Genomic DNA, 13821 nt, shown 5'->3' on the forward strand with positions numbered 1-13821 from the left:
ACATGGCGCCCGGGCGGCGGCGAGACCGGGCACATACGCCAGACCGCTGCCCGAGCGGCGGGTACGGGGACGCCCCGGCAGCCGGGCGGACTGAGATCGGCCCGGAGGTCAGGCGCCCGCCTCGCCGCCCGTCCTGCGGGCGGTGAGCAGCAGGTACTCCCAGTCCATGGCCGTGGATCCGGTCCCGTGATCAAATCGCCGGGCGAGCTCGGCGAGGTCCCGGTCCAGGGCGGCTGTCCGGGCGGGGTCGTCGGAGATGGCCCGGTAGACGGCGATGGTGGGGCCGTAGCGCTCCTTGAAATACTCGCGGAACGCCTCGGGGGTCTTGAAGTAGTCGACCCGCACCGTCTGTTTGCGGGCCACAATGTCCGTCACCCGGTCGCCGAGCAGGGCTCGGACGTGGTCCTCGTCTCCCCACAGAGGCGGCGGCTGAGCTCCGGGCGGGGGCGGCGGCGCGTACGGCTTCATCGTGGCGAACATCTGGCCGATGAAACCCTCGGGCGTCCAGCTGAGCAGGCCGATCGTGCCACCCGGGCGGCAGACCCGGACCAGCTCGTCGGCACTGGCCTGGTGATGCGGGGCGAACATGACGCCGACGCAGGACAGCACCGTGTCGAACTCGCCGTCGGCGAACGGCAGGGCCTCGGCGTCCGCCTGTCTCCACTCCACCTCGGCGCCGCGCTGCGCGGCCAGCTGCCGCCCGGCCTCGAACAGCTCCGGAGTCAGGTCGCAGGCCACGACACTCGCCCCGGCCAGCGCCGCCGGAATCGCGGCGTTACCCGAACCGGCCGCGACATCCAGCACCCGCGCCTCGCCTGGTACGCCACGCCCCACCCCGCACGCCTCGACCAGGACCGTGCCCAAGTCGGAGATGATCTCGGCGGCCACGGCAGGGTAATCGCCCTGCGCCCACATGGCCCGGTGTCTGGCCTTCAGCGCGCGGTCGGCCTCGGCCGCGTCGATCGATTCGCTCATGACAACACTCCTTGGGCCCGGCTGGGATTCTGCTGTGATTCTCCGGACCGAGCGTAGGAACGGGTCTGCTCTCTTCCTAGTGCAGGATCTGTACCGGAGAGCGGCCGGGACCTACCCTGCACGGCATGGGGTCCTCGTACCGCCAGTTCTGCCCTGTCGCCAAGGCGATGGAGCTGCTCGACGAGCGCTGGACGCTGCTCATCATTCGCGAGCTCATCGTCGGCAGTCGCCATTTTAATGAGCTGCGCCGCGGTGTGCCGCGGATGTCTCCCACGCTGCTGTCCAAGCGGCTGCACCAGCTGACACGCGCCGGCGTTGTTGAAAAACGGACCGACGGCAAAGACGTGCGGTACGCCCTGACGGCGGCCGGACAGGAGCTGCGTCCGGTGGTCGAAGCACTCGGCGTCTGGGGCACCCGCTGGATCGGACAGATCGGCGACGAGGATCTCGACCCGAAGCTGTTGTTGTGGGACATCCACCGCAACATTGACCGTGCTGCCGTCCCGGACGGGCGGACGGTAGTCCGGTTCAGCTTCCCGGACGTGCCCGCGGATGTCGCCCGGGAGTGGTGGCTGATGATCACGCCCGACGGCGCGGACGTCTGCGACGCGGACCCCGGCTTCGCGGTGACGGTAACGGTGACCGCCAATCTGCGCCGCCTGATCGAAATCTGGCGAGGTGATGTGGCCTGGTCCGACGCCCTGCGTATCGGCACACTCAGGGTGGACGGCCCGGAGGCGGCGCGCAGAGCGGTGCCGTGGTGGTTCACGCTGTCGCCGTTCGCCTCGGTGCCCCGGCCTGTATAGGCCGGGGGTAGCGTCAGGACCGAGCAAGGGCAGCGGCACCCCTGAGGGCGTCCTCCGCATCCCGTACGGTCCTGCGGACGATCTCGCCCGCCGGCAGGATCTCGTGGCCGAGGGCCGTCGACTGTCCGGTGAAGGGCAGGTACTCGTCACCGGATCGCGAAGGGCCGGTCCGTCCGCCGCCGCAACTCGGCCCACTGCTCCCTGAGCTCGGGCACGGCCCGGGTGGCCGTGCCAAGACTCCCGAGGCCCCCCGCCTCACACACCGCTGCCGCGAGCGCCACCTCTTCCCAGGGGCCGAAGGCGGCGCAGAGGATGGGCACCTCGATGGAGAGCAGTTCGCAGACGGGCGTTGAAAGCATGTGCGCCTCCGGCAGCCTCGCGGAGCCGGTGGGGCTCTGCCATCATTTCCCGGGTGGCGGGAAACCGCACCCGGCTCGCTGGACGCGAGGCCGCCGAGCTGGTGCGACGGCACGGCTGGAACGTGAAGCCGGACAACCTGAGTCGGGCCAGAGCTACGTCTCGGGAGACGCACGCCATATTCGTTCATGTCACATCTTGCCGAGCTGCTCCGTCAGAGATGTGTAACCACCAACAACGACAAGGAGTGCACCATGGATGCTCGCTTGAACCTCTTCGGCAACCCGGTCGCAGCCAAGTTGCTGAGGCACATCAACTCGGCGAGCAAGGTGGTCTCGGACTCGACGCTGCCTGCCGCGACGCAGGAGCTGGTGAAGATCCGCGCCAGTCAGATCAACGGCTGCGGCTTCTGCACCGACATGCACACCAAAGACGCCACGCACGCCGGGGAGACCTCCACCCGCCTCAACCTGGTCGCGGCCTGGCGGGAGGCCAAGGTGTTCACGGATGCCGAGCGCGCTGCGCTGGAGCTGACGGAACAGGGCACCCGCATCGCCGACGCGGCCGGTGGCGTCACGGACGAGGCTTGGGCGAATGCCGCCAAGCACTATGACGAGGACCAGCTCGCCGCCCTGGTGTCCCTCATCGCCCTCATCAACGCCTACAACCGCGCGAACGTCATCGTCCAGCAGCCCGCCGGCGACTACCAGCCCGGCCAGTTCGGATGACGACAGCAGCACACTCCCCGGGCCCCTCGCGGGGGCCCGGGGCCGACCGGCTAGGGCTGTGGTGGCTCGTGGTTGCAGGGGCACGGTCCGTGTCTCCCGCCGAACATCCTGGCGGCGAGGCAGCGCTCGCAGGGCAGAAGGCCAGGCTGGGGGCCGATCAGAGCGTCGATCGCCGCCGCGAGCGCGGTGTGCAGCGGCTTGGGATCGGTGAGGTAGCAGGTGCGCGTGAGCGGCACGATCCAGCGCAGGCGGTGATACGTCTCCGTGCTCCACACGGGCGGCACCGCCACGTACGACGTCTTCCCGCGGATCTCCACGCACGGCTTCGGCAGCTCCCACGCGGCGGCGGCTCCGGGACGGATGAGCCAGTAGAGAAGCCCTCCCCACGTGTCCTCGATGACGGCGCCACTGTCGTCGCCCAGGCGGGCGAGGGCGGACAGGCCGATACCGGACGGCACGCGTACGGCATCCCACAATCGACCGGCCGCCATGAGCTCGACGTTGCCGCTGCTCGGCGGTAACCAGGCCTCGAAGTCGCGCATCATCGCGGCACCTCCAGGCTCTCCAGATGGTCCAGAAGCGCGTTCACGGAGCGGGCGAGGTGCTGCGCGTGCGCGATCTGAGCGGGCAGGCCCGCACCGGGGCGGAGGCCGAGGCGGATACGTCCCTCGCCGATGCACGCCATCGCGCAGGCGTGGGGCGCGTCGTCCTTGGAGAGCCCTTGGGCGGCCTTCTCGACTTCCGGGATCAGGAGCATGATGTTGCCCCGGTAGAGGAGCCTCAGTGTCTCCAGCTCGTCGTACGAAGGCGGCTCCGCGTCCGGAGCGAGCAACCGCGCGGTGGCAGTGCGCATCGTTTCCCGGTCGAGGGGGAGCGAGTCCGCATCTCCCCCGTCGCTCGCCTGGACGTCGAACTGCATGTGCCCAGCCATGCCGTTCGGTACGGCGGATTTGACGCGCGCGAGGCTAGGTGTGGTCTCCGGCCCCTGGGTCTCGGTCATCGGAGCACCTCCGGCGCAGCACCCGCAGGCAGGCACAGGGCCTGTTCGCGCTCGTCCTGCGAGAGGACGTAGAGGGGCACCAGTGTTCTCAGGTCACCCAGCCGCGCGGGCGGCTCGGTGGCCCTTGCCCATGCCGCCTGGCGAGCTCGGCCGAGCCGGCGACACGCCCCGCCCACCTCAGGCGAGGGCCGGTGCTGCGGGCGTTCGTCGGGAGCGGAAGGTACCGGGCAGGCAGGGCTCTGCCCGTCGGGCGTAGGCGGCCCGAGCAGCACCGCTTTAACCCATTCGAGTGCTCGTGATAGATAGTGCATGTCGGTCTGCTCCAGTCGGATCGGCCATTCCCCGGGGCCGTGACAGCGGTCGCCGGGGTCCTGGGTTGTGCTGGTCTCCATGCGCTGCCAGCGCTCAGCGGTCCGGGCCTCGCTGCGCGACTGCTATGCCCAGCGCTTCGGTCAAGTGCTCGTGCAGGTCCCTGCCGTGGAGCAGCGGGACCGGCTGGTGCGTCTGCTCGTGCCACGGCGGCGTGTCCCACCGGGTGCCGTGCGAGGGCGGCAGAGCCACCCACTGCCCTGGCCGTGAGCGCACCTCAACGTTCGTGCAGCCATCGCCCGGTAGCGCGTACCGGCCCGTCGCGGGTAGCACGAACAGCACCGCGTGGGATTCCTGGACGAGGCAGGGGACGACCGCGAAACGGTCAAGAGAGACCATCGCGGCCATGGCCTCCCATCGAGGCAGAACGATGGCGTCGAAGGGGAGCGTCTCCGCGATCAGCGCGGCACCGGGCGCCGCGTTCAGCTCTGCGGTCAGCCCTTCGGCGGGGCTCGGGTTGAGCGGTCCGGGCAGCGGGTGGGCACCGGGGGCGGGGCAGGTGCCGGGATCCCCGCAGGTGCACCCGCCGCGCGGCCGGTAGCGGCGGCCAGGGGCAATCGGCCACCTCAGGATGCCGGTGTACGCGGCGCCGCAGGACACGGCGTCTTGGGTATTGATCGGCCGAGACATTAGGTCCCTCGTTGTGATCTCTCGTTCACGGACGGTGAGAAATCAACCGTGGACCCCGGAACCGGGCGCGCCCCCTAGGTTTTCTAGGGGGCGCTCACAACGAGGGCTTACACGCTGGAACTTGACGGTCAGTGGACCAGTTCCATGTTGCGGATCAGTGAGGACAAGGCAGCTGCCTGCGACGGCACGCCGACCCGTGCCAAGTCGGACACCAGGGCCCTGGCCATCGGGTCCGCGTGGACGTAGTACGGAGCATCGGACGCCGCCTCCTTCAACGTGGACACGGCGGACGGCAGCCGGTTCATGCGCCGCAGAGCACGGGCTTTGTCGATCCGGTAGTGGGTGCGCCGCTCCTTGCTGGGCACGTCGTTGACCGACACGTTCCTCACCGTGGACAGCCCGGTGTCCGGCTCGCCCACTTCGACGCCGACCTCTGCGGCGTGAACGGCGACAGTGCCCCGGCCGAAGACCGTGTGGGCACCGAGGTCGTAGAAGGTCGGCCCGAGGCGGTCGGCATCTTCGAGCGCCGCGTTGATGCGTGACCAGGCGTCCGGCCCCTGGCTACCACGGGCGTGAGCGACAGCACACCGCAGATGCAGCGCCCCGCGCAGCGACAAGGCGTCCTCCGTCGGCCGACGGGCGGCGGCAAGGGGTTCAAGGTCGCGCAGTGCGGCTTCGGCTACCGCAATGGTCTCCGGCAGCGATGCCTGATGCAGAAGAGCACCGCAGCGGTCCCAGGCGACGGCGGCTTTCACGATCGGGTCGTCCAGTTGGGTGGCGGCCCCGGCGGCGACCTCGGCAGCCACCCAGGCGAGATCGGGGTAGCCGAGCTGGTTCAGGCACATCCTGGCCGTACGTGCGGCGTCGACCATGAATCTCAGGGCCCCGTCACGGGCTGCGCCCTCGTTGCCGAGAATCGCCGTGTTCAGATCTTCGATCATCGCGGGCAGCAGGGTGGCGACCTTGGGGAGGTTGGCCGACTGCCGTGCCTGGTTGGCCCTGGTGGAATTGATACGCATCGTCTGCGGGTCAACAGCCAGGCCTTGAGGTGCGAGGCCCGGGTGGCCGGAAAGGATAAGTCCGGCCCTGCGCAGGCCGGTGCGGAGGGCCGGGATGTGGGCGTGGGCGAGATTCCCGCCGTTGCGCTGGAGGCGGTAGGGCTGGCCAAGGAGCCACACCACGTCGACATCGCACCGCTCGGCGATGGCGGTGATCAGTGAGTAGCGGTCGAGGGGCATTCTCCCGGCCTCGACGTTGGCCATCCAGGATTCGGTGTGCGCGAGGAAATCAGCAAGTTCCTGCTGGGTGAGTCCCGCCGCGTTCCGGGCGATCTTCACTCGCGTACCGATGTGGTTGTCAGTGCTGCCGGGCATACGAACTCCGTTCTGACTCAACACCAGAACCGTACCGCCGGTCGCACCGCTGGGGATGTGAACCGTTGACCCCGCCGCTCTCAGGTGGGGCAGGACGCACGAACCGTGCCCCGTCGGTGCCGTGATGCAGGCCCCAGTGGTATGCGTGCGCCCGCGTCAGCGGCTCGGCCCCGTACGGCGACAGCTTGGCGAGCACCGCGCGCCCCGAGGTCCTGGAGAAGGCTGCCACGGCCTGACCCCGGGCTGTCACTCGGCGGGACTGGGCTGCGTGTAGTCGGTCACCCATCGCTGGAACTCATCCGACCGGGCCACGATCGCAGTCGCCGAGATCTCTGGGGTCTTCCACGGGTGGCGCTCCAGAAGGTGCGCCTCAAGCTGTGCGTACAGGTCCGCTCGGGTCTTCATGAGGATCTTCCACTCCTCTCCGGTCCCGAACTCGGAATCATGCCAGAAGGCCGAGATCACGGGGCCGATGATCTGAGCGCCGGCCGCCAAGTGGCTCTCCACCACTGACCGGGCCAGCGCTACCGCCTGCTCGCGGGTCGCCGTTGCTGTCGACACGTCAAGGAAGTCAGCCATGCGAGCGAGCCTATCCCGGGGGCGCCGGACGAACCCTCTGCCGCGAGTTCGGCTATGGGGCGGAGCGTGACGCCAACGGTCCGGATCGTCGGGTAGGTGCCCGCGGGCCCGGGTAGAGATCCGCTGCATGACACGCGGCTCTACAACTCCATGCCGTGATGGAGGCCAAGTGACTGGGCGCACGCGCCGCATCGACTACTGGCAGGATCCCAACGCGCCGGTGCCAACCAGCCGGAAGACCTCGGCATCGGTGTTCGTACGCGACGACCGGGGGCGTCTGCTGCTCCTCAAGTGTGTGGACAACAACCTCTGGACAATCCCGACGGGCGGGGTGAAGAAAGGGGAAACCGTCGGGCAGGCCGGGGCCCGGGAGTGCCAGGAGGAGACCGGCCTTGAGGTCAAAGTCTTCGGTCTCGTGGGGGTGTTAGCCACTCCGGACCATGTGATCGTCTACATGCACGGCGACAGGATTGATGAGGTACGCCAACCCATCAACATCTGCCTGCGGGCACGCGTAATCCGGCTAGCATCACGGGCTCGAGTTGGGCCAAAAAACTGGTGGAAGTGGGTTGTGATGCGTCCGCGTGTGGGTGTGGCTGTGCTGACGATGGGCAACCGGCCCGCCGAGCTGCTGGCGCTGCTGGAGTCGGTGGCCAAACAGGACGAGAGCGCGGTGCGGGTCGTCGTGGTCGGGAACGGGACAGGCTCGCTGCCGGTGCTGCCCGCAGGGGTGGACGGGGTGGAACTCGCACAGAACCGGGGGGTGTCCGGTGGGCGCAACGTCGCCTGGCACCGGCTGCGGGAGTGTGGCGATGTCGATGTCCTGGTCGATTTGGACGACGACGGACTGCTGGTCGACACCGATGTGATCCGGCGGGTCGCGGACCTGTACGCAGCCGATCCCCGGCTGGGGATCGTGTCGTTCCGGATCGCGGACGAACAGGGGCAGACGCAGCGCCGTCACGTGCCACGGCTGCGCGCCAAGGACCCGATGCGGGGCGGGGAGGTCACCACCTTCCTCGGCGGCGGGCACGGCCTGTCGATGCTGATGCTGGAAGAAATTGGCGGGTGGCCGGAGGAGTTCTTCTTCACGCACGAGGAGACCGACCTGGCCTGGCGTGCGCTCGACGGCGGGTGGACAGTGTGGTACGAGCCGCAGCTGCTGTTGCAGCACCCGAAGACCAGCCCGGCGAGGCACGCGGTGTACTACCGGATGACCGCCCGCAACCGGGTCTGGCTGGCGAAGCGGCATCTTCCTGCTCCTCTCGTCCCGGTCTACCTCGGGGTGTGGACCGTGCTCACAATCGCCCGCACCCGCTCCGTGACCGGACTGCGGGCGTGGTCGGGCGGGTTCATCGAGGGGGTACGCCGGCCGTGCGGACAGCGGCGGCCGATGCGCTGGTCGACGGTGTGGCGCATGACCCGCCTCGGCCGCCCCCCGGTCATCTGACCCTGCGCCGCGCCGACCGGGGGCCGAGGCAGCCGGTCGCCGGGCCTATGCGGTGCTGGTGGGGGCGGTCTGCGCGAACACCTGGTGTTACTCGGCTGGAGCTGCGAACAGCTGACTCGCGGGAGCCGCGGCTGATTGAACTGAAACGTCCGGCAATCCGTACAGATGGCGGACAACGGTGGCCACGCCACCACCGGGTTTTGCACGGAAGGACCTTCGGGTGCCGCTCTTCACGCGCTCTCGTCAGCTGCCGGATACGGAACAGGCCGCGGAGGAGAACCCGACGCCTGACGGTTCCCCCGACGACGCCACGGATGACGTCTCGGACGACACCGCGGGCAGCGGCCGGCGAGGCTGGCGGGCCAAGTACCCTGCCGCCGCCCAGGGCGTGGCCTGGGCAACCACCGGGCTGGCCGCCCTCCTGGTCCTCTTCGTCCTCCTCCTGCCGAACAAGCTCGTCCTCCTCACCCCCGACGCCTTCGCCCGCATCCCGGTAGAGGCCATCTTCGGCGTCGCCCTGCTGCTCGTCCTGAAGCCGAAGCCCCGGCTGGTGGCAGCGGTGGCAGCCGGAGTGGGTCTCGGCCTGCTGGCCCTCCTGAAACTCCTCGACATGGGCTTCTACTCCGCCTACGTCCGGCCCTTCGACCTGCGGCTCGACTGGATCCTGCTCGACGACGCCGTGTCGTTCTTCAGCGACTCGGCCGGCAGGAACGCCGCGATCGCTGTCGTGATCGGCGTCGTGGTCCTCGCCATCGCGCTGCCCCTCCTCACCACGCTGGCGGTCGTCCGGCTGAGCCGCCTCATGGCCCGGTACAGCGCCGAGGCGGCCCCTGCCACCCTGGTCGTCGGCACCGTCTGGGTCGCCTGCTCGGCGCTCGGTGTGCAGTCCCTCGGCACACAACCGGTCGCTTCCACGGACGCGGCCGACCTCGTCCACAACCGTGCGATCCAGGTGAGGGCGGGCATCAAGGAAGACCGCGCGCTCGCCAAGGAGGCCGCCGTCGACGCATTCGGTGACACCCCGGCCGACCAGCTGCTGACGGGGCTGCGCGGCAAGGACGTCATCTTCGCCTTCGTCGAGAGCTACGGCCGCACCGCGCTCGAATCCCCGGAGATGGGGCCGCAGGTCGGCGCCATGCTCGCGTCCGGGAACGACCGGCTGGAAGCGGCCGGGTTCTCCTCCCGGAGCGCCTTCCTCACCTCACCGACGGTCGGCGGCGGCAGCTGGCTGGCGCACTCCACCCTCGCGTCGGGCCTGTGGCTCAAGAACCAGCAGCGCTACGAAAACGTCACCGCGAGCGACCGCCTGTCCCTCACCGGCGCCTTCCAGCGCGCCGACGCATGGCGGACGGTCGGCATCATGCCGGGTGTGACGCGCGCCTGGCCGGAGGGAAAGTTCTACGGCTTCGACAAGATCTACAACTCCAAGCAACTCGGCTACCAAGGCCCCAAGTTCGCCTGGTCACCCGTGCCCGACCAGTACAGCATGGCCGCCTTCGAGCGCCTGGAGAACAGTAAGCCGGGCCGTGGGCCGCTGATGGCAGAGATCATCCTCGTCACCAGCCACAACCCCTGGGCGCCCCTCCCCAAGACCATCGGCTGGGACGAGATCGGCGACGGCTCCGTCTACGACTCCATCATCGAGGAGGGCGAGAGCACCGCAGAGGTCTGGAAGGACCCCGCCAAGGTGCGCAACGAATACCGGCGTTCCATCGAATACAGCGTGGGCACGCTGATCGATTACGTCGAGAAGTACGGCAACGACGACACGGTCCTCGTCTTCCTCGGCGACCACGAGCCCGTCCCGCTCGTCACCGAGAACAGCCCCAGCCGGGATGTACCGATCTCGATCGTCGCCCACGACCCGGCCGTGCTCGACCAGATCAAGGGCTGGAAGTGGGAGGAGGGTCTGAAGCCCAGTCCCACGGCCCCGGTCTTGCGGATGGACAAGTTCCGTGACCGCTTCCTCACCGCCTACGGTCCCCAGTCCGGGCCCGCCCCGGCTATCAAGCCCTGACGCGCCACAGCCACCCGATGTCACGGCCGAACGACCAGACCAGCAGCGCCAGCGCACCCAGAACCGCTGCCAACGCGGCCACCGACGGGACGATCCCGGCGGCCACCACCAGCAGGATGATCCCCTGCAGCGCGGCCACCGTCTTACGGGCCATGCTCGGCGGCAGCGACCCGTTCAGCCACGGCAGCGCGCGGGCCGCCGCCACGAACACGTAGCGCATCGCGCCGATCAGCAGCACCCACGGGCCGAGCCACATGGCGACGTACACGCTCAGCACCAGGATGAGGAAGGCGTCGACCTCCATGTCGAAGCGCGCCCCCAAGTCGGACACCGACCCGGTGCGCCGGGCGACCTGTCCGTCCACCGCGTCCAGCACCAGCGCGACCGCGGTGAGCGCGGCCAGGACCGCGACCGGCGGCCGGCTCGCGAAAGAGTCCGCGACCAGCGCGGTCACGCCGCCGACCAGCGTCGTACGCACCAGGGTCACGGCATTGGCCGGGCCGAAGGGCCTCGGCGGCCACGACCGGGACAGGGCCCGGGTGAGTACCGCCCAGGTGCCGATCGTGAACGTCAGACCCGTCAGCCAGCCCGCGGTGCCCAGGCCCGTCACCGTGTCGAGGAGGACCAGCAGGAGTACCTGTGCGCCCGCCCCCGCCGCCGTCTCCGGGCGGAGCAGCCTCGAATGGTAAAGATCGTTGTAAACGTTGTTGTACAGGTCGTCGTATAGGTCGCTCAGGGCCACCGTGCACTCTCCGGCTGTGTGACAGAGTCGATGAGTGCCGCGTACCGTGTGCGCGGCCTCGTGATTATCAGAACGTGAACCATCAGCCCAGCGTTCAGAAGGAGCTCGCCGATGCAGCGCGCCGCACGCGCCTTCTGGCTTCAGTCGCCAGGTCACGGCGAGATACGGAACGTACCGCTCCGCGAGCCAGGTCCCGACGATGTCGTGGTGCGCGCGCTCTGTTCCGGTGTCAGCCGCGGGACGGAGAGTCTCGTCTTCCGCGGCGGCGTACCGGAGAGCCAGCACACCGCGATGCGGGCGCCGTTCCAGGACGGCGACTTCCCCGGACCCGTCAAGTACGGCTATCTCAATGTCGGTCTGGTCGAGGAAGGACCTGCCCACCTCCTCGGCCGTACGGTCTTCTGCCTCTACCCGCACCAGAGCCGGTACGTCGTCCCCGCGAGCGCCGTGACGCCGGTGCCGGACTCCGTCCCCGCCGGGCGTGCCGTGCTGGCCGGGTCCGTCGAGACCGCGGTGAACGCCCTGTGGGACGCCGCGCCGCTGATCGGCGACCGGATCGCCGTCGTCGGAGCGGGCATGATCGGCTGCTCGGTCGCCGCTCTGCTCGCCCGCTACCCCGCCGTCCGCGTCCAGCTGGTCGACGCGGAGCCCGCCCGCGCCACCGTCGCCAAGGCGCTGGGCGTCGACTTCGCGCTCCCCAAGGACGCGCTGGGCGGCTGTGACCTCGTCGTACACGCCAGCGCCACGGAGGCGGGGCTCGCCCGCTCGCTGGAGCTGCTCGGACCGGAGGGCACCGTCCTGGAGCTGAGCTGGTACGGCGACCGGCAGATCCGCCTGCCGCTGGGCGAGGCTTTCCACTCCGGCCGGCTGGTCCTGCGCGGAAGCCAGGTGGGGGCGGTGTCGCCGGCCCGGCGCTCCAGCCGGACCTTCGCCGACCGGCTCGCGCTCTCGCTCGACCTGCTCGCCGACCCCGCCTTCGACGCGCTGATCACCGGCGAATGCGCCTTCGAGGAGCTGCCGTCGGTGCTGGGCCGCATCGCGGCCGGGGAACTTCCCGGGCTGTGCCACCGTGTGCTGTACGACGACCGTCCGATCGACCCGACCGGCGCTTGAACGAGCGGCACTTTCCGGCCGTACTGAAGGACGTGGCGGCCCGGCCGTGGGCCGACAGAGGCCAGGGGCCTCGGATCTGGAGGCATCCGTTGTTCAGCGTCACCGTCCGCGAGCACATCATGATCGCTCACAGCTTCCGCGGGGAGGTCTTCGGACCCGCGCAGCGGCTGCACGGAGCGACGTTCCTTGTGGACGCCACCTTCCGCCGTACCGACCTGGACGCCGACAACATCGTCGTGGACATGGGGCTTGCCTCCACTGAGCTCGGACAGGTGGTCGCCGAGTTCAGCTACCGCAATCTCGACGACGAACCCGAATTCGCCGGCGTCAACACGTCGACGGAGTTCCTGGCCAAGGTCATCGCCGACCGGCTGGCCGACCGGGTGCACGCCGGGAAGCTGGGCGAGGGCGCGCGCGGACTGACGGGTATCTCCGTCACCCTGCACGAATCGCATATCGCGTGGGCCAGTTACGAGCGGACCCTGTGAGCGACGTGAGCCAGGCCAGCCCGCGGTCGGTACGTGTGATCATGCCCGGTGGCGTCGACAACCCGGCAACGCCCAGCGGCGGCAACACCTACGACCGGCGCGTATGCCTGGACCTGCCCCGCCTCGGCTGGCAGGTCCACGAGCTCGCCGTCCCTGGGACCTGGCCGCAGCCCGACTCCGCCGCGCGCGCGGAACTGGCCCGGATACTGCGCGAGTCGGCGGACGGCTCCCTCGTACTCCTCGACGGAATCGTCGCCTGCGCCGTCCCCGACATCATCGTGCCCGAGGCCGAACGGCTGCGTCTGGCCGTCCTCGTACACCTGCCGCTGGGCGACGAGACCGGGCTCCCCTCAAGCCGGGCGGCGGTGCTGGACGCCATGGAGCGCACGACGCTGCGGGCCGTGTCCGCGGTCGTCGCGACCAGCGGCTGGGCGGCCGACCGGCTCGTGGACCACCACGGGCTCGTACCGGGGCGGGTCCATGTCGCCGCGCCCGGTGCCGACATCGCGCCCCTGGCCACCGGCACCACCAGCACCACCGGTGTACCGCGGTTGCTGTGCGTCGCCACCGTGACTCCGCGCAAAGGGCAGCGCCGGCTGGTGGAGTCCCTCGCGGCGGTCGCCGACCTGCCGTGGAGCCTGGTCTGCGCGGGCGGCCTCGACCAGGCCCCCGAGTACGTCGCCCGCCTCCGCAAGCTGATCGCCCAGCTCGGACTCACCGACCGCGTCCACCTCGCAGGACCGCGGACCGGGCCCGAGCTGGACGCCACCTACGCCGCCGCCGACCTCCTCGTCCTCACCTCGTACGCCGAGACGTACGGCATGGCCGTGACCGAGGCGCTCGCGCGCGGCGTTCCCGTCCTGGCGACGGCCGTCGGCGGACTCCCGGAGGCGGTCGGGCACGCGCCCGACGGCAGTGTGCCGGGGGTCCTCGTACCGCCGGACGACCCGGCGGCGCTGATCGCCGCGCTGCGCGGCTGGCTCGGCGAACCCGGCGTACGCGGTCGGCTGGCGGCAGCCGCGCGCGGGCGGCGCACCGCGCTGGCCGGGTGGGACACGACAACACGGAATCTGGCCGGTGCGCTGGAACAGCTCCGGCAGGAACAGCCACAGGTACAACCACAGCAACAACCACAGGTACAGCCGCAGGTACAGGTACAGGCGCAGGCACAGGAACCCCGGAGGACCGCGTGAG

At 69.8% G+C, this 13821-nt stretch carries 15 protein-coding genes and 1 pseudogene; 8 read left to right on the forward strand and 8 right to left on the reverse strand.

Features of this window, described 5'->3' with window-relative positions; genetic code table 11:
- Positions 1 to 108: 108 nt before the first annotated feature.
- A complete protein-coding gene (locus ACIHCQ_RS01940) occupies positions 109 to 975 on the reverse strand; it encodes a class I SAM-dependent methyltransferase (RefSeq protein WP_399656812.1) in 867 nt (288 codons plus the stop codon).
- Between the two features lie 125 nt (positions 976 to 1100).
- Between ACIHCQ_RS01940 and ACIHCQ_RS01945 the strand changes: the two genes are divergently transcribed.
- Positions 1101 to 1781: a winged helix-turn-helix transcriptional regulator gene (locus ACIHCQ_RS01945; RefSeq protein ID WP_399656814.1), complete on the forward strand. Its 681-nt coding sequence runs from the start codon at positions 1101 to 1103 to the stop codon at positions 1779 to 1781.
- Between the two features lie 146 nt (positions 1782 to 1927).
- On the opposite strand, the gene ACIHCQ_RS01950 is transcribed toward ACIHCQ_RS01945, so the two are convergent.
- Positions 1928 to 2140 carry a nitronate monooxygenase gene (locus tag ACIHCQ_RS01950; protein ID WP_399656816.1) on the reverse strand — a complete coding sequence of 71 codons (213 nt, stop codon included), beginning with the start codon at positions 2138 to 2140 and terminating at the stop codon, positions 1928 to 1930.
- A gap of 252 nt (positions 2141 to 2392) precedes the next feature.
- Here ACIHCQ_RS01950 and ACIHCQ_RS01955 point away from each other — a divergent pair, with 252 nt between their 5' ends.
- Positions 2393 to 2866 (forward strand): carboxymuconolactone decarboxylase family protein, encoded by a 474-nt coding sequence (locus tag ACIHCQ_RS01955; protein WP_399656818.1) that lies wholly within the window; start codon positions 2393 to 2395, stop codon positions 2864 to 2866.
- Positions 2867 to 2916: 50 nt separating this feature from the next.
- Here the strand turns inward: ACIHCQ_RS01955 and ACIHCQ_RS01960 are convergent, their stop codons facing one another.
- The 5 genes from ACIHCQ_RS01960 to cutA form a co-directional block, all read right to left on the reverse strand.
- Complete coding sequence (locus ACIHCQ_RS01960) at positions 2917 to 3411, reverse strand: hypothetical protein (protein WP_399656820.1); 495 nt, start codon at positions 3409 to 3411, stop codon at positions 2917 to 2919.
- Positions 3408 to 3866 (reverse strand): DUF6415 family natural product biosynthesis protein, encoded by a 459-nt coding sequence (locus ACIHCQ_RS01965; protein WP_399656822.1) that lies wholly within the window; start codon positions 3864 to 3866, stop codon positions 3408 to 3410. The genes ACIHCQ_RS01960 and ACIHCQ_RS01965 overlap by 4 nt, the downstream gene beginning before the upstream one ends.
- Before the next feature lie 405 nt (positions 3867 to 4271).
- A complete protein-coding gene (locus ACIHCQ_RS01970; protein WP_399656824.1) occupies positions 4272 to 4835 on the reverse strand; it encodes a hypothetical protein in 564 nt (187 codons plus the stop codon).
- Between the two features lie 158 nt (positions 4836 to 4993).
- Positions 4994 to 6238: a helix-turn-helix domain-containing protein gene (locus tag ACIHCQ_RS01975; RefSeq protein ID WP_399656825.1), complete on the reverse strand. Its 1245-nt coding sequence runs from the start codon at positions 6236 to 6238 to the stop codon at positions 4994 to 4996.
- Positions 6239 to 6484: 246 nt separating this feature from the next.
- A complete protein-coding gene (cutA, locus tag ACIHCQ_RS01980; protein ID WP_399656827.1) occupies positions 6485 to 6817 on the reverse strand; it encodes a divalent-cation tolerance protein CutA in 333 nt (110 codons plus the stop codon).
- Between the two features lie 127 nt (positions 6818 to 6944).
- Between cutA and ACIHCQ_RS01985 the strand changes: the two are divergent.
- The 3 genes and pseudogenes from ACIHCQ_RS01985 to ACIHCQ_RS01995 form a co-directional block, all read left to right on the forward strand.
- Positions 6945 to 7232, forward strand: a pseudogene (locus tag ACIHCQ_RS01985) (NUDIX hydrolase); the annotation flags it as partial.
- A gap of 159 nt (positions 7233 to 7391) precedes the next feature.
- Complete coding sequence (locus tag ACIHCQ_RS01990; RefSeq protein WP_399657562.1) at positions 7392 to 8267, forward strand: glycosyltransferase family 2 protein; 876 nt, start codon at positions 7392 to 7394, stop codon at positions 8265 to 8267.
- 220 nt (positions 8268 to 8487) lie between these two features.
- Positions 8488 to 10284 carry a sulfatase gene (locus ACIHCQ_RS01995; protein ID WP_399656829.1) on the forward strand — a complete coding sequence of 599 codons (1797 nt, stop codon included), beginning with the start codon at positions 8488 to 8490 and terminating at the stop codon, positions 10282 to 10284.
- Here ACIHCQ_RS01995 and ACIHCQ_RS02000 read toward each other — a convergent pair.
- Positions 10274 to 11020 (reverse strand): CDP-alcohol phosphatidyltransferase family protein, encoded by a 747-nt coding sequence (locus tag ACIHCQ_RS02000; protein ID WP_399657565.1) that lies wholly within the window; start codon positions 11018 to 11020, stop codon positions 10274 to 10276. The two genes, ACIHCQ_RS01995 and ACIHCQ_RS02000, sit on opposite strands and share 11 nt — an antisense overlap.
- Positions 11021 to 11137: 117 nt before the next feature.
- Between ACIHCQ_RS02000 and ACIHCQ_RS02005 the strand changes: the two genes are divergently transcribed.
- The 3 genes from ACIHCQ_RS02005 to ACIHCQ_RS02015 all read left to right on the forward strand — a co-directional run bounded on the left by ACIHCQ_RS02005 (position 11138) and on the right by ACIHCQ_RS02015 (position 13820).
- Positions 11138 to 12139 (forward strand): zinc-binding alcohol dehydrogenase, encoded by a 1002-nt coding sequence (locus tag ACIHCQ_RS02005; RefSeq protein WP_399656831.1) that lies wholly within the window; start codon positions 11138 to 11140, stop codon positions 12137 to 12139.
- Between the two features lie 89 nt (positions 12140 to 12228).
- Positions 12229 to 12627 carry a 6-pyruvoyl trahydropterin synthase family protein gene (locus ACIHCQ_RS02010; RefSeq protein WP_399656833.1) on the forward strand — a complete coding sequence of 133 codons (399 nt, stop codon included), beginning with the start codon at positions 12229 to 12231 and terminating at the stop codon, positions 12625 to 12627.
- Positions 12628 to 12668: 41 nt separating this feature from the next.
- On the forward strand, positions 12669 to 13820 hold the full coding sequence (locus tag ACIHCQ_RS02015; RefSeq protein ID WP_399657568.1) for a glycosyltransferase family 4 protein: 1152 nt from the start codon (positions 12669 to 12671) through the stop codon (positions 13818 to 13820).
- Position 13821: the final 1 nt, after the last annotated feature.

The organism is Streptomyces sp. NPDC052236 (assembly GCF_044548015.1).
Classification (GTDB): Bacteria; Actinomycetota; Actinomycetes; order Streptomycetales; family Streptomycetaceae; genus Streptomyces.